This is a genomic window from Paenibacillus sp. GQ49 (genome assembly GCF_059759055.1).
In genome coordinates this window covers 101,750-117,133 of the sequence record NZ_JCAXEL010000017.1, presented here as the reverse complement: position 1 = coordinate 117,133, position 15,384 = coordinate 101,750, and the positions used below count along the sequence as shown (strand labels likewise).

The window sequence follows — 15,384 nt, the reverse complement described above, 5'->3', positions numbered from 1 at the left end:
CGCAAGGAGTTGCAGAACGTGTCACAACCGAATTTTAAAATAAGTAAATTGATCCGCTACCTTCTGTTAGCCGTTATCGCGCTGGGTACAGCCTTTCCTTTCTATTGGATGGTCATTAGCGGGTTCAAAACCAATGATGAGATCTGGCAGTTTCCGCCGACCTTTTGGCCGGAGACGTTCCTGTGGAGCAACTATGTGGATGCCTGGAACGCGGCACCATTTGCCCGTTACATCTTGAACAGTACCGGGGTGGCCTTAGCCATCTGTTTATTTCAGATCGTCAACTCCAGTATGATGGCATACGCCCTGACACATATGAAATTCCGTCTCAAGGGTGTACTGACATCCCTGATTCTGGTGGGTTATATGATACCAAGTACAGCCGTGTATCTGCCTAGTTACCTGGTGCTTAGCGAACTTAATCTGCTTGATTCCTACACAGGCTTGATTGTATCCAACTGTGTCAGCGTGTTCTCGATCTTTCTGATCCGGCAGGCGTTCATGCAGGTATCTCATGAATTGGTGGAAGCTGGACAGCTCGACGGTGCATCTCACTTCCGGATTCTCTGGACAATTATCACGCCGCTTGTTCGCTCAAGCTTCGCTGTGATGGTTCTGATTACGTTTATTGAACAGTACAACAACTATTTCTGGCCTATGCTCATCACCAAAGACCCTGACCTGCAGCTGGTATCTGCTGGTCTGCGCAGCTTCTTTGTAGAAGGTGGGGCATATGGTCTGGCCTGGCCACAGATTATGGCTGCGAGTGCTTTTACCATTGCACCCCTGCTTATTCTCTTCCTGTTCACCCAGAAGACCATTATGCAGAGCGTTAATATCACGGCCGGTGTGAACAAGAACTGATGTTAACTACCCTACTAAATAAATTGAAATAAACATTTACACAAAACGGAGAGGACAGAAATAATCTGAAGAAGCGAAGCGCTCGCCTTTATCCCCGGATTTTACCTTTACAAAAAGGAATCAAAAAAATCTGGGGATAACAGCGATCGGAAGGTTGTTCTGTCATTGGAGTGGCTAGTGTAAATATTTCTTAGTTCAATTTATGCAAACTAACATTTCACCTAAAACGGGAGGAACGACAATGAACTGGAGTCAAGCAAGCATGACATGGAAAAAGAGATTGAGGTTGAACTGGAAGGGTGGCATGTCGCTGGTACTTGCGACCAGCTTTGCTCTACTGACCGCTTGTGGAACACAAGCACCCGCAGAATCAGGCACGACAGCTGCTGCCAGTGGAACCGAAGTTCAGGCGAAAGATCCGGTGGAGATCGAGTTCTGGTATGGTCTGGGTGGTAATCTGGGAGATAACATGAAAAAGACGATTGACGCGTTCAACGCTTCACAGAACGAAGTCGTTGTGAAAGGAATTGTACAAGCAGATTACACGGAGACGGAACAGAAGCTGCAAGCAGCGATTGCTTCCAAGAAGGTTCCCGCCGCAGTACTCAGCTCCAATATAGACTGGGCACGCAAAGGATATTATGCACCCATGGATGAGATGATTGCTGCTGATCCGAATTTTAAGAAAGACGACTTCATTCAGACATTCCTGAACCAGGGACAGGTGGATGGAAAGCAATACTTTTTACCAATGTACGGTACAACCCAGATCATGTATTACCGCATGGATACGTTTAAGGAGAACGGAATCGACCCAGCCAGTCTGACGACATGGGAGAAGCTGGCTGAGGCAGCGGCGAAGATGAGCAAGCAAGAGAATGGCAAGACCACCTTCTACGGTTGGGAACCGATGTGGGGTAGAGACAATATGATTGATGCCGTGCTGGGTAAGGGCGGACAGATTCTTAGCGACGATGGCAAAACCGTCATGATTGACTCCCCGGAATGGATCGAGACATGGGACTTGTTCCGTAAATGGATTAACGAAGACAAGATTATGGGCATTCATTATGGAGGCCAGGGCTGGGAGTACTGGTACAAAACGATTGATGATGTGATGAAAAATAAAGCAGCAGGTTACACCGGATCTAGTGGTGACCAAGGTGACTTGGACTTTAGCGTAGTCGCTGCAATGCAACAACCAGGCTGGGAAGGCATTGGTGAAGGAAAACCGGTAGCAAGTGCCATATCGGCAGGTATTCCGTCAGCGGCAAGTCCAGAGCAACAGCAGGCAGCATACAAATGGCTTACGTATTTCTCTGAAACTTCGAACACAGCTTCATGGTCCATGAACACCGGATATATCGCAGTACGTCAATCGGCTCAACAAGATCCAGAGTTCATGAAGTTCAGTGAGGAAAATCCACAGATCACCGTGCCACTGCAACAGGCAGCTCACGCTTCGGCTCCATTCCAGGATCCAACAGGTGGCAAGATCAATGATGCATTGAAGGATGCAGCTGATCAGGTGCAGATCAATAATATGCCAGCTGAACAAGCGCTGAAAGAAGCAAAAGAGAAAGCACAGAAGGAACTGGATCGTGTAACGAAGTAACAATATCGACATGACTTTTTCCAAGAGACTCGGTCGTGAATCTGACCGTATTGTAAACATAACGTATCACTAATCACTATAAGTAACTCACGCGGAAAGGGCGGTACATGCTGTACCGTCCTTTCCGTTCATAAAGATTGCAGACAAGGAGTTTGACCAATGCAAGATGAAACGTATGTAGACGGATTACCCAATCCGATTGAAGCCGTTTTGTTCGACAAGGACGGGACATTACTTGATTTTACGGGCATGTGGGGGTTCTGGACCGATTGTGTGTTGAACGATTTCAGAGACCAGTTGGCAACCAGGGGACTTCGTATCAATACAGATGAACTTCCACAGATCTGGGGTACATTCCACGATGACCAAGGCCGAATGAATGGGTATGACGTGCGGGGGCCACTTGCGATGGGCACGATGGATGAAGTGTATGCCGTGCTGACGTGGCATGGATATCGTGCGGGTCTCAGCTGGGCGGAAGCCAAGATCATGGTTCGGGAGTGTTTGGCGCGAGCGGAGGAAGAGATGGAACAGCATCGTCCGGCACATCCGTTACCGGGTGTTCGAGAATTCCTTGAACAGTGTCGTACCAAAGGCGTGGTTATGGGTGTAGTGACGGCAGATGATACACCAAGTGCAATTAAACATTTACAGTGGATGGGACTGGATTCCTTTTTTGACGTGGTGATTGGTACAGATCTGGTGGAACGGGGGAAACCTTTTCCCGATATGCTTCTGCTTGCCTGTGAACGGTTAGGTGTATCTGTACAGCATACTGTGGTCATTGGAGATACGGACGGAGACATGGAGATGGCACGAACCGCTGGTGCGGGGTACAGGATTGGGATTGGAGAACCGGGAAGAATCCGCTTGGCGGACAGAACAATTCAATCCTTCCATGAATTGCTGAATGGTGGGCTGAATCGATGACAAACAGTCATGCCTACTTGGGCTGGGTCCTGTTGGCACTGGCCATCGGACTGGAGTTGAGTGCTACCATTTTGCTAAAAGTATCGGATGGATTCTCGCGGTTATGGCCTTCGGTGTTGATGTTTGTCTGTTATGGAGCAAGCTTTACGTTTCTCAACTTTGCAGTGAAGTATATGCCGCTGGCTGTGGCTTATGCGATCTGGTCTGGCGTGGGCATTACGCTTATTGGCGTCGTGGGGCATTACTATTTTGGTGAACGTCTGCGGCTCACGTCGATGGTCTGGATCGGTTTTATTTTGATTGGCATTATTGGACTGAAATGGAGTGATTCTTGATGAGAAATGAACATACACCTGAGCAACCTATTGCCAGCTTCCAGGTCATTACGGACACACATGTGCGAGATGAGGCAGACCATATTCATAACCGGCATCTGGACCAAGCATTAGCCGACATAGCTACATTCAGTCAGGGGAGCAGCGGGATTATGCATGTGGGCGATGTGACGGATCGGGGGTTGCCAAGTGAATATCGTGAGTTGCAACGCATATGGAAGCAGCATGCGGAGAGCTTGCCGGACATCCGGTACACGGTAGGTAATCATGATATTGGAGCCGTGGTATGGCAAGATCCGCCGATCGTTTTGCTTGAGATGAAAGAGGATGAAGTAGCCGAGTTGTTGGAGCAGGAAGCAGATATGGAGCTGGTCACAAAACAAACCGCTGCTGAATCAGCTGCACTAATTGAGAAACTATCCGGCGGGACCTATACGTTGTCTGCTGTAACTTCGGAGCAGGAGGGCCAAGACGGGGGACCGATCTCTTCAGGAGTAGACCCCATTACAGTCGCAGGGTTATGGCAGCGTCGATTAAGTGATTTTGAAGGGACAACCGGCATGAAGGGCTCTTATCACGATCATTGGATTGATGGGTATCATTATATTTTCCTGGGCACCGAGCAACCTCACCCGAAGGATTGTGATATGTCGGCTGAACAATTGGAGTGGCTGGATGCGAAATTGTCTGAGCATGCAACACTAGATCATCCTATCTTCCTTTTCTTACACCAGCCGCTTATGGATACGGTAGCAGGATCGATGAAGGAACAAGGCTGGTATGGTGTGAATCAGGATGCGGAACTCAAGGCCCTTCTGGCCAATTACCCGCAAGTGATTCTCTTCTCCGGTCATACCCATTGGCAACTGGAAGCACAGCATACGATGTACGATGGTGCAGGCCACATGCCAACCATGTTCAATGCGTCGTCTGTAGGGTATCTATGGACGGATCAGGATGAACATCTGGAGGGCAGCGAAGGTCTTCATGTGGAGGTTTATAAGGATCGAGTGGTTGTAAAGGGGCGGAACTTTGTTACGAGCGAATGGATTGAGGGTGCTGAGTTTACGGTAAGTTATCCTGTAGAAGGGTAGTTATTTGGATGGTAAAAAGGAAAGGGTTACTCTAAGGGTCAATGCCATTAAGACAAGTTAAACTTGATGACATTGCTTAATGGGTGGCCTTTTTGCTGTCCATCATTCAATATGTATCAGATCATCCACCCCATAAAGTTCCACGTGAAACGTAGCAGGGCAGGCTAGAGTTGGGTAAAGTTGTAAATGGGTATGACTACAAACTATACTCAAATAAGTACACATGATATGCACGTACTCGTTAATTTAACCTATTTATGGAGAGGAAGTAGAAGCGGCATGAGAGAACTTCAAGTTCAAACGACATATGGTACCGTTCAAGGCGAACTTTTGCACGATGCAAGCGTATGGAAAGGCATTCCCTATGCGAAACCTCCGGTAGGTGAGCTGCGTTTCAAGGCTCCGGTCCAGCCCGAGTCATGGGATGGAATCAGACAGGCCACTCAATATGGACCTGAGAATATACAACCTCGACATCATCAACCAGAAGGCCAGACAGAAATTCCGAATGAGTCAGAAGATAGTTTATATCTGAACATCTGGGCACCTAAGGGAAAAAGAGCAACACCACTACCGGTCATGGTATGGATTCACGGTGGTTCCTTTGTAACAGGTTCAGGTAGCCAGCCGATGTATGATGGTACACAGTTAGCGGTTCGGGGAGACGTCATCGTTGTGACGATCAACTACCGATTAGGACCTTTGGGATTCCTGCATATGGCTCCATTAGGTGATTCATATGTATCCAATGCAGGTCTGCTGGATCAGGTTGCGGCATTACAGTGGGTGAAGGATAATATCTCTGCTTTTGGTGGTGACCCGGATCAAGTTACGGTGTTCGGCGAATCAGCTGGCAGCATGAGTATTGCAGCACTGATGGCGATGCCAGCGGCCAAAGGACTGTTCCAACGTGCCATTATGGAGAGTGGTGCATCCCAGTTCATGCCGGCAGAGCAAGCCTCAGCGTTGCGGGAAGGGATGTTAAAGATCCTTGGGGTGGATCGGGACAACCTGCAGAAGTTAAATACAATTCCTGTAGAGCAGATTATTGCAGCTGGTGAAGCGGTCAAACAGCAGAGCGGAGCAGGTATGGCATTATTGTTCCAACCTGTATTGGACGGGCATACACTACCTCAGGTGCCACTTCAGGCGGTGAGCGAAGGTTCAGCGCAGGACATTCCGGTGCTCATTGGTACGACATTACACGAGGGTGCACTGTTCATCCAGCCACATGTGCCTTACTCAAAAGAGATCGATATGGTTCAGGGCGTAGACTTTATGACACCAGATCTGGAGAACCGGGTAGCCATCGCGGATAGTTATCCAAAAACGGCAGATGGACAAGCCCAAGTCATGACCGATATGTTCTTCTGGCGGTCAGCGCTACAATATGCTGCGGCACAGCATAAGTATGCCCCGGTGTGGATGTATCGATTTGATTGGGTGATGCCGGAACATCCCTTGTTAAAAAGAGCAATTCACAGCATTGAAATGTTCTTTGTGTTTAATACACTGCATGTCCTCAAATTCATGAATGCTGAGCCCGACGAAGCTGCGGCGGCACTTGCCCTCAAGGTACAGGATGCCTGGATTTCCTTTGCCAAGAACGGCAAACCTGAAGTTGCAGGTGTAAACTGGCCTGAATATGAGCAGGATCGTGCGACACTAATCTTCAACCATGAGATTGAGGTCGTACATGATCCGGATGCAGCTAAGCGAGAGCTGTTGGGTTTATAATCCAGGTGGGTTATTGTGTATGGATACTCTGAAAACTGCTATGCGCCTAATCAAAAGAGGACGTTCATTCTCAGAATGAACGTCCTCTTTTTGTAATCCAGCTGATGAAGTAAGTAAAACGTAAGTGCCAATTAGAGGTACATTAAGCCTTGTTATACTCCAAACATTATTTACGAGAGGCACGCGTGCGGGACACCTCATCGAAGTAGAAGGAACGTTTTCCACGGGAGAAGAGCACGATCAAGACATGAACAAAGAGCACGGCGTAGACTAACATATAGATGCCGAATGTCCCCAAGGAGATCCACATTTGATAAGGCTGAAGCATAACATCCTGATGACCTGAAAAAGCATAATCGTTGACCAGGCGAATGATCGTAACGAGCAGCCATGGAACATAGAGTGCGGCAAATCTTTTGAATAACGATTCACTGGTGGGTGTGCCGGTCTGACGATCTACATAGCGGAATCGCAAGATGGCCGAGCCTGGAGTTACCCCATTTCGCACCCAAGGGATGAAGAACAGCACAATGACCATAGCAATGGATGTACTTAGCGCATCACTGATCACATCAGACGCTGTGAAGATGGATATCAGATTCGAAAGGAAGACAACAATGATTCCATCAATAATTAACGCGAGCAATTGAGGCATAACATACACTCGGTTTTGCTCCACGATCTGTTCGCTCTTCGCCTGAATGCTTGCACGTGATGGGAATAAAGCAAGCAGGATGGGCGCTGTGAAGAATCCAATGACCGCTCCTGAAGTATTCAATAACAGATCATCTACATCAAAGAGACGGTAAGGACAATTATAATACCCGTAGAATCCGGTGATCTGGGTGATCTCGAAGAATAAGGAGAGCCCGAATCCACCTAGCAGGGCGTACTTCCAGAAGACTCTTTTTTGAAAAAAATAACGGATATATACACCCAGCGGCATAAGAAGCAGGACGTTAAATAGAACTTGCAAGAAGGCTCTGCCCTGAATCATTCCGATATAACTAGATGGCTGAGACCATACAATGGGTGTTTCTTTCATAATGTCTTTGACAAAAGTGAATGGAACCAGATTGTAGTAGATCGTGTCAGCGGCTTGCTGCGCACAGGTATCTCGCGTAGTCGGAAACGGAAGAATAACGAGGCAATAGGCAGCTAGAATATAAAAGATAAACGAAAAGCTGATGCCAAACCGTGACCAACTGAAGAAGCCGTCTTTGCGATAACCATAGATCAACCAAGGCACCAGCAAAAACATGGCCGCAACAACAAAGATCAAAAAAGCCGTTTGCACAGGGAAAACATATGAGGACATGAGTAGGAACTCCTTTGGTATTAAATATAATAACATTCATAGAAACAGAAAAATTCATGTATGTGTAGTGCGTATCTATTAGTTACATCATAAGTAGTTACCCTTAAAGTGAGGGATGCAAGAACCTTAAATTTGGTTTAAATCCATCCTTGCAGTGAGCAAGCGTATGGAATATACCGCCGAAATCCCGTATACTAGCGGGAATGCCAATCGTAGAATGGAGAGTTTAATACATATGTCTAATTTGCCTAACTGTCCCAAATGTAATTCAGAGTACACGTACGAGGATGGTAACCTGCTGGTTTGCCCGGAGTGTGCGCATGAATGGTCTTTGGAAGCAGACAATGATAATGCAGAGGATGCAAAAGTAATCCGTGATGCCAACGGAAATGTGCTAAGTGATGGCGATACTGTTACAGTCATTAAAGATCTGAAGGTTAAAGGTAGCTCGCTTGTGGTCAAACAGGGCACGAAGGTGAAGAATATCCGCCTGATTGATGGGGATCATGATATTGATTGCAAGATCGACAGTTTGGGTGCGATGAAGTTGAAATCTGAGTTTGTGAAAAAGATATAAGATCGAGAAACGTTCAGTTCCGCAATCAATGGGAATTGAACGTTTTTTGTTTGACAGGAAATATTTAGTAGATATATACTGGTTGGAATTTAATTTTGAACATGGTTAGGTGGTCTACATATAACAAAAGGCAGGTGTCAGAGCGATGAAGAGAGATCATATTATTGAATATTATTCCGGGTTTGATGAGTGGGGCAGACTGGAGCGGGAACCAATTGAATTCATCATTAACATGCATTACATCAGGGAACATCTCCCCGCTACTGGTTGTATTCTGGATAATGGCGCAGGACCAGGAAAGTATGCCATGGAGATTGCGAAGCAGGGGTACCAGGTCACTTTATCGGATCTGACACCTTCCTCCGTGGATACTGCGAGGCAAAAGGCTGAGAAGTTTGGTTTATCACAGCAATTCGATGGGTTCCATGTTCTCGATGCGACTTCGCTCTCCGGTATGGCTGATGAGACGTACGATGCGTCCCTCATGCTGGGGCCGTTATATCATCTGCAGACAGACGAAGAGCGCACGGCTGCTGTACGGGAGTTGTACCGTGTGACCAAGCGAGGGGGCGTGGTGTTTGTAGCCATGCAGAGCCGAATGCGCATGAGTATCAATTCGTTGCAATCCCCGCAGCATTGGAAACCGAATGATAATATGGCAGCCATCCGTTCTTTTGTGGAAAAGGGTATATTCGATCATCAGGATCAAGGACGATTTACGGGAGCATACTATTTTAATATTCAGGGCGTTACACCCTTCATGGAGCAACATGGATTTGAAACCGTGGATTTGATTGGTTCATCCAGCCTTAGAGCGATGCTCACGGACGGGCAGCAGCAATACTGGAAAGAGCGTGGCGAGTACGATGAACTCATGCAATATATGATTGAAGCCGCCAAAGACCCTTCCATATTGGGAATCTCGTCGCATCTGCTGTACATTGGGAGGAAGAAATAAACATAAATGTGCCCTCTGGAAACAGGGGGTACTTGTGTTTTTTATCAAAATAGTTCAATATTAAGATATATGACAAAAGGTGATCTACTTACAATAGGTAAGATGAACAACGGATCGCTTCATAACAGGGAGGAACAGACAATGGAAATCGGAATTAGTACATTTGTGGAGACGAACCCGGATGTAAAAACAGGAGAACTTATCAGTCATGCGCAGCGCATTCGCGATGTTGTTGAAGAGATTGTTTTGGCAGATCAGGTGGGTCTGGATGTATATGGCGTGGGAGAACATCATCGTGCTGACTATGCGGCTTCATCACCAGCTGTCATTCTGGCAGCCGCAGCTTCACAGACGAAGAATATTCGCCTGACGAGTGCCGTAACGGTGCTGTCATCGCATGATCCGGTACGGGTATATCAGGATTTTGCTACACTGGACGGCATTTCGAACGGGCGTGCAGAGATTATGGCAGGGCGGGGATCATTTATCGAATCGTTCCCACTTTTCGGCTATGATCTGAACGACTACGATGAGTTATTCGACGAGAAACTGGATTTGCTGCTCAAACTGCGTGATTCGGAAAAAGTAACCTGGGAAGGCAAACACCGCCCTTCCTTTAACAATCTGGGCATCTATCCGCGCCCGGTACAGGAGAAACTTCCGGTATGGATTGGCAGTGGCGGTAATCAGGAATCCGTAGTTCGTGCAGGACTGCTCGGTCTGCCATTGGTGCTTGCCATTATCGGTGGTCGTCCGGTGCAATTCGCACCACTGGTGGAGCTGTACAAGAAAGCAGCTGCACATGCGGGACATGATGCTTCCAAGCTGACCGTTGCTTCTCACTCTCACGGCTTCATTGCCGATACAACAGACGAAGCCGTGGAGAAATTCTTCCCGCCAGCGCAAGCGGTCATGAACATACTGGGTCGTGAACGTGGATGGGGACACTACAGCCGTGCAACATTTGATGCGGCGCGCAGCCTGGAAGGTGCATTGTATGTAGGTGATGTGGAGAGCGTAGCTCAGAAAATTATTCACCTGCGCAAAGAAGTCGGGATTACACGCTTCATGTTGCACACCCCCCTTGGCACCATGCCGCACAACGAGGTTATGAGAGCGATCGAGCTACTTGGTAAAGAAGTCGCTCCAATTGTGCGCAAAGAAATTGCACGTTGGGAAGCTGAGAACGAAGAGGCACGTTAATCGACTGAAACCAATACGGAACTAGATAGAGTCAACCAAATAAAGGAGCATGCCCTAGGCGTATTACGCCAATGGGTCTGCTCCTTTTTCGTTTATCTTCCAAAAGTATCTAATATCAGCACAGATTTAATGCTTATCCATTCGCAGATGTACTCACAAGGGAGTGTATAACCATGGACAACGTATGATCATAGAGGGTTTTGGCAGCTTCTTCACTCTCAATATGACCTCCCAAATAGAGATGAATAACACCGTGTAAGGGAGCCCAGATCATTCGTACCGCAAGCAGGGGATCTTGCACCTGAAGCATTCCCTGTTCAATCGCTATCTCCACCAAAGCAGACACTTGCTTCAGTGCAGTCGCTGTTCCCTGTAAGGTCTCTCCATCTGGTTTGAATTCGGAAAAAGATCCTCCAAACATCAGCTGATAGAAGCTGGATTGAGAAATGCCGAAGTCCCAGTAGACGTAGGCCAGATCACGGAAATATTGTTCGAACGATGCCTGCCGGGGTATAGTTTCAAATCGCTGGGCCATAAGGGAACATCCCTCTAAATATAGATGTTTGGCCAACCCTTCTTTTTTGCCAAAAAGGTTATATATGATTTTGGTGGAGCACTCCATGCGTTCAGCTACACGGCGTACCGTGACGGCTTCTGGTCCATGCTCTTGCAGTAAAGCGGCAGCAGCATGCACAATATTTTGCCGCAGATTATCCGAGTGCTGGAGTCTGGCTTCCTGAAAGGTTGTTACCGTATGTGCAGATTCTGTGGAACCCGAATTAAGATCCTTCATTGATTTCATCCTCGTAACCGTATTGTTGTTGAACAGAAACTACGTTTCCTTTTCTTATGGTCATTCTACTGTTTTACGCCGGATGACGTCAATTTAATCCGAATTTAATAAGTAAGCACCACGTTCAAGATTCAAATTTAACAAATGTATTTGACAGCGTCATGGATTTTGGTTACGATGATTCTATAAAGAAACAATGTTTCCTAGTGAAAACAAAGGTTCAAAATATGCATAAAGGATGGATGAGAGATGATAAAGGAACAGCGTCAATGGGTACTTATTACAGGTGCTTCTTCAGGTATTGGGGAAGTTTTTGCACTCGAAATGGCTTCCAAGGGTAAAAATATTGTGCTGGTGGCCAGAACAGAATCCAAACTGAATCAACTGGCAGAACGCATAGAACGTACATATCAAGTAAGGGCTGAGGTAATCGTATCGGATCTTTCCGAAGTTGAGGCACCTCAGAGGGTATATGAGGAATGTCAGAATCGGGGAATACACATCGATATGCTGATCAACAATGCGGGATTTGCTACTCATGGATTATTTGAACAGGTGGATGGTTCCCGCCAGCAGGAGGAGATTATGTTGAACGTGCTTGCCTTGACAAACATGACGCATCTTTTCTTGCCAGGCATGTTACAGAAGCGAAATGGTGCTGTCATTAATGTGTCGTCGACGGCTGCCTTTCAACCTGATCCGTATATGGCTGTGTATGGAGCAACGAAGGCATTTGTACTTTCTTTTACAGAGGCATTATACGAAGAAAACAGAAAGCGTGGCGTTCAGTTTTTGGCACTATGCCCAGGTTCAACCGAGACTTTGTTCTTTGATGTAGTGGGCGCTGAAGAAGCCTCGGTGGGTAAACGTGATACCCCTGAGCATGTCGTGGCGGTGGCCATGAGAGCGCTGGAGTCAGGCAAACCTTATGCTGTGCCGGGGGCCGGTAATTACTGGACAGCGCAGTTCACCCGACTCGTGCCACGCAAATTGATGTTGCGAATTGTAGGAAGTATGCTCCGTCCACGATCCAAGGGTGGTAAACCAGAAAAAGTACAAGCCTGATTAATGGTATAGGGTAAAAGCTTTAGGCCAAAATGCCTTTGGCCCGAGCTTCCTTTATCCAGCCTGGAAATTCAGTGAGGAGACGATCGTACAATTCTTCATCGCTGATCTTGGAGATGTCGTCGAGAGCAAAAAAGTCAGCATTATCGATGAAACGTCCAGTCATGTCATCGAGTTTCTCCAGAATACCGTAATTGGCTTGTCCCAGGCCAACGAATTGCCAGAACAGGTTTTTGGTTGAGCTTTCGGTAATAAGCCGCATGATCTTCCCTTTTTGACTGACTCCGCCATCGCTAAAAAAGATAATATACGTTGGCATCTTCACATCGGGTTCCTCGATCGTATATTTACGAATGACATCCTGCATCACAGGAGGTTCATTGTTGGTACCGCCTTTGCTACCCAACGTATATGTGCGTTCAATATAATTCTCGAAATCCCTGGCGGTGACGCTAGGTGCACGCAAGAAGTCTTTGGCGAAGAACCAGACGTCCAACTCTCCGTTATCATCAAAAGCGGATGCAATCGCCAGAATACGCTCGAAGGCTTCTTGCACGATGCCTTTGCGATACAGATGGTACATGGAGCCTGATGCATCAAATACAACGGCAACACGTGCCTGGATAGGTTCGATCTTTTTCTTTTGCAGAGACAGGGTTACTTTACGCTTGAGGAGGTCAATCTTGGTCAGGTTAAGCGGTGCATGATTCGTGTTTGGTGCAGCAACAGGTGCCAAGACTTCTGGAGAGGCGGCTGCCACTTCAGCTTGTGCGGTGAGAAGAATCTGTTCGGCTTCCGAAGTGTCGTTACTCTCAATTTCAACACCGAATGACTCTGCCAGCGGCTGCAATCCACCAAAGAAACCTCGTCCAATCGCACGAACTTTGAACCCGTCACGATACTTATAGATTTCAATAAAAATAAGAGCTGTTTCCGCAGTGACCTGCGTGATCTCATAGGTGATCTGCTGGGAACCCGCTTGTACAATCGCCTGACATGCCTGAACATCGGCGAAAGTCCCTCCCGCATCCAGGGTAGCCGTAAACACACATTTTTCCACAGGGGCCTGCCGTAATTGATTCGTATCCAGTACAAAAGAGGATTTCAGTTCCTCTGCCTGTTGCAGAAGCACACTTTGATGGGGATCGGCATTCTGATTATAAAATACAAAATAGTCGTCAGATGGGACCTTTCCCTCTTCGTTCACCATAAAGCAGCTAACATCCAAGGGAGAAGGAGATGATGTACATTGAATGGTTACCTGAAGTTGAGCACATTCGTTGATACTGATATTCTGGCCTGTGTTTAAGTGGATGAACGAATCTGTCATAATCGGATGCGCCTCTCTTCTCCAATATAATGGTTGAAAATGTACAGTAACAAGATCGATTCTGAGACAAATGTTTCCATAAGTCAATCTTTTCACCATTGATCCTACGCTTCATCAGACTCGTACTTTTCCCGATGCTCCTTCTTCATCTTTACATAGTCTGGATCCGTCTTCGCAACCTCCCATTTCGCTTTGAATATAGCGGCGGCTTCTGCCTTCACCTTATCATTCTGATAGGGCAGGATCGAGCCATCCTCCTTTGAGTATTTGCGTCCTCCTTTGTGATTTGTATACCGTCTGGCCCGTGTATAACCCATCTGGAGAAATTTACGAGCCATATCCATACCGACGAAATCACCCTTTTTCTTATACTCCAAAAATAACTCATAGATCTTCTCCGATGACTCTGTCGCAATCTCGGGTGTTTTGAATCGCCAGTGTGGCAGAATCTCGCCTTTATATGGCTCAACCATGAGAACACCCTGCTCACCCCGGCTTACGGTGTACAGCTCAGGATGTTTGCGCAGATCCAACTCATCATAATTGAGACTATAATCAAATTTTTTCATGTATACACCCTCCTTGATAGGGATTACCCCGATTCTGAACCAACAAGCACGGTTAATGGGGAACAACAGAACCAATTACACAGGAGGGGTAGCGGTATGGGAATGTCCGGCAGATATCTTGTGGTAACAAAGGAGCTAGTTGAATCCATCAAGTCAGGTGAGATCAGTGTGCATGATTGTGCAGTGGATCTGGATATTGATAAAACGTGGCAGATGATCCAATTCACGCTGAACGGTAACTTGTTAGAAGGGGAGCCGCCCCTGGGATATGTGGTACCTCTCGCAGGTGAGCAATACTTGGGAAACTATTCGGACATGGATCTGTTTTTGCTTAGTAACGAGCAGGTGCTGGAAGCCTACATGGCATTGGAGCAGCTCACACCGGAGGAATTGAAGCAACGGTATAGTCTGGACCGGATGATCGCTGAAGGCGTCTACCCTGTTATGGAAGATTGGGATGCGGAAGAGACATTTCAGGAGATCGTTCAGACCGTGGATGATATCCAGGCCTTATTTCAGGCAACGGCTGCAAGTGGAAATGGGATCATCTTTTATGTTTTCTAAATGAGCACTGAAATTATGATGGAAAATGGTTGGCCGACGTTGAGACAGGTTTGAACTGCTCCTATTCGGGTTATTGATAGACACAAGGCTCAGGCCTTGATGACATGACAATCCGGTAGAAGAGAGGGAATGCGATATGACACAGGATCAGAACGAAGAGAACAAAGCGATTCAAGAGGACGAGCCGGATCAATTCGAGACTCCCGCAACTGCGGAAGATGAAGAAACGGATGAGAAACTCGCAGAAGATCAGGAGCAAGAATAACTCCCAGCATTGCACAATGAAGCAGGATGTTTTATCGAAACATACGATATGCTGAAATATAGATAGACCAGAGGTCGGACATGCTCCGGCCTTTTGGTTTATTTTTTTGCGTATCCGTTTACAAGAATTACCTATACCTTCATAATAGAAATGAACCATATTTTTCT

Annotated in this window: 16 protein-coding genes; 12 read left to right on the top strand and 4 right to left on the bottom strand. The window is 46.9% G+C overall.

The window, feature by feature from the left end; all coding sequences use genetic code 11:
* Positions 1-18 precede the first annotated feature (18 nt).
* The 6 genes from AC6CIF_RS24180 to AC6CIF_RS24155 all read left to right on the top strand — a co-directional run bounded on the left by AC6CIF_RS24180 (position 19) and on the right by AC6CIF_RS24155 (position 6,575).
* Entirely contained in the window at positions 19-864 is an 846-nt protein-coding gene (locus AC6CIF_RS24180; RefSeq protein ID WP_235599520.1) for a carbohydrate ABC transporter permease, read from the top strand.
* A gap of 241 nt (positions 865-1,105) precedes the next feature.
* Complete coding sequence (locus tag AC6CIF_RS24175) at positions 1,106-2,479, top strand: ABC transporter substrate-binding protein (RefSeq protein WP_338589385.1); 1,374 nt, start codon at positions 1,106-1,108, stop codon at positions 2,477-2,479.
* A 159-nt stretch (positions 2,480-2,638) separates the two neighbouring features.
* The gene (locus tag AC6CIF_RS24170) at positions 2,639-3,409 is read left to right on the top strand and encodes an HAD family hydrolase (protein WP_498201804.1); all 771 of its coding nucleotides are present in this window, start codon (positions 2,639-2,641) and stop codon (positions 3,407-3,409) included.
* Positions 3,406-3,744: a DMT family transporter gene (locus AC6CIF_RS24165; protein WP_051447260.1), complete on the top strand. Its 339-nt coding sequence runs from the start codon at positions 3,406-3,408 to the stop codon at positions 3,742-3,744. The genes AC6CIF_RS24170 and AC6CIF_RS24165 overlap by 4 nt, the downstream gene beginning before the upstream one ends.
* The gene (locus AC6CIF_RS24160; protein WP_498201803.1) at positions 3,744-4,838 is read left to right on the top strand and encodes a metallophosphoesterase family protein; all 1,095 of its coding nucleotides are present in this window, start codon (positions 3,744-3,746) and stop codon (positions 4,836-4,838) included. The genes AC6CIF_RS24165 and AC6CIF_RS24160 overlap by 1 nt, the downstream gene beginning before the upstream one ends.
* A 279-nt stretch (positions 4,839-5,117) precedes the next feature.
* Entirely contained in the window at positions 5,118-6,575 is a 1,458-nt protein-coding gene (locus AC6CIF_RS24155) for a carboxylesterase/lipase family protein (RefSeq protein WP_498201802.1), read from the top strand.
* A gap of 166 nt (positions 6,576-6,741) precedes the next feature.
* Here the strand turns inward: AC6CIF_RS24155 and AC6CIF_RS24150 are convergent, their stop codons facing one another.
* Positions 6,742-7,893 carry a VanZ family protein gene (locus AC6CIF_RS24150; protein ID WP_498201801.1) on the bottom strand — a complete coding sequence of 384 codons (1,152 nt, stop codon included), beginning with the start codon at positions 7,891-7,893 and terminating at the stop codon, positions 6,742-6,744.
* 235 nt (positions 7,894-8,128) lie between these two features.
* Here AC6CIF_RS24150 and AC6CIF_RS24145 point away from each other — a divergent pair, with 235 nt between their 5' ends.
* From AC6CIF_RS24145 to AC6CIF_RS24135, 3 genes are all read left to right on the top strand, one after another.
* Positions 8,129-8,470, top strand: a complete 342-nt coding sequence (locus AC6CIF_RS24145; RefSeq protein WP_017691576.1) for a zinc ribbon domain-containing protein YjdM — start codon at positions 8,129-8,131, stop codon at positions 8,468-8,470.
* A gap of 145 nt (positions 8,471-8,615) precedes the next feature.
* Positions 8,616-9,428 (top strand): class I SAM-dependent methyltransferase, encoded by an 813-nt coding sequence (locus tag AC6CIF_RS24140; protein ID WP_498201800.1) that lies wholly within the window; start codon positions 8,616-8,618, stop codon positions 9,426-9,428.
* Between the two features lie 141 nt (positions 9,429-9,569).
* Positions 9,570-10,631 carry an LLM class flavin-dependent oxidoreductase gene (locus AC6CIF_RS24135; RefSeq protein ID WP_498201799.1) on the top strand — a complete coding sequence of 354 codons (1,062 nt, stop codon included), beginning with the start codon at positions 9,570-9,572 and terminating at the stop codon, positions 10,629-10,631.
* Between the two features lie 133 nt (positions 10,632-10,764).
* On the opposite strand, the gene AC6CIF_RS24130 is transcribed toward AC6CIF_RS24135, so the two are convergent.
* Complete coding sequence (locus AC6CIF_RS24130) at positions 10,765-11,424, bottom strand: TetR/AcrR family transcriptional regulator (RefSeq protein WP_210109417.1); 660 nt, start codon at positions 11,422-11,424, stop codon at positions 10,765-10,767.
* Between the two features lie 249 nt (positions 11,425-11,673).
* Here AC6CIF_RS24130 and AC6CIF_RS24125 point away from each other — a divergent pair, with 249 nt between their 5' ends.
* Positions 11,674-12,489, top strand: a complete 816-nt coding sequence (locus AC6CIF_RS24125) for an SDR family NAD(P)-dependent oxidoreductase (protein WP_498201798.1) — start codon at positions 11,674-11,676, stop codon at positions 12,487-12,489.
* 22 nt (positions 12,490-12,511) lie between these two features.
* On the opposite strand, the gene AC6CIF_RS24120 is transcribed toward AC6CIF_RS24125, so the two are convergent.
* Both AC6CIF_RS24120 and AC6CIF_RS24115 read right to left on the bottom strand, forming a co-directional pair.
* Positions 12,512-13,819 carry a VWA domain-containing protein gene (locus AC6CIF_RS24120; RefSeq protein WP_498201797.1) on the bottom strand — a complete coding sequence of 436 codons (1,308 nt, stop codon included), beginning with the start codon at positions 13,817-13,819 and terminating at the stop codon, positions 12,512-12,514.
* Positions 13,820-13,923: 104 nt separating this feature from the next.
* Positions 13,924-14,388 (bottom strand): DUF4385 domain-containing protein, encoded by a 465-nt coding sequence (locus AC6CIF_RS24115; protein ID WP_498201796.1) that lies wholly within the window; start codon positions 14,386-14,388, stop codon positions 13,924-13,926.
* A gap of 96 nt (positions 14,389-14,484) precedes the next feature.
* Between AC6CIF_RS24115 and AC6CIF_RS24110 the strand changes: the two genes are divergently transcribed.
* Both AC6CIF_RS24110 and AC6CIF_RS24105 read left to right on the top strand, forming a co-directional pair.
* A complete protein-coding gene (locus AC6CIF_RS24110; protein WP_076213801.1) occupies positions 14,485-14,952 on the top strand; it encodes a YfbM family protein in 468 nt (155 codons plus the stop codon).
* Between the two features lie 136 nt (positions 14,953-15,088).
* Positions 15,089-15,217: a hypothetical protein gene (locus AC6CIF_RS24105; protein ID WP_017691584.1), complete on the top strand. Its 129-nt coding sequence runs from the start codon at positions 15,089-15,091 to the stop codon at positions 15,215-15,217.
* The last annotated feature ends 167 nt before the right edge of the window (positions 15,218-15,384 follow it).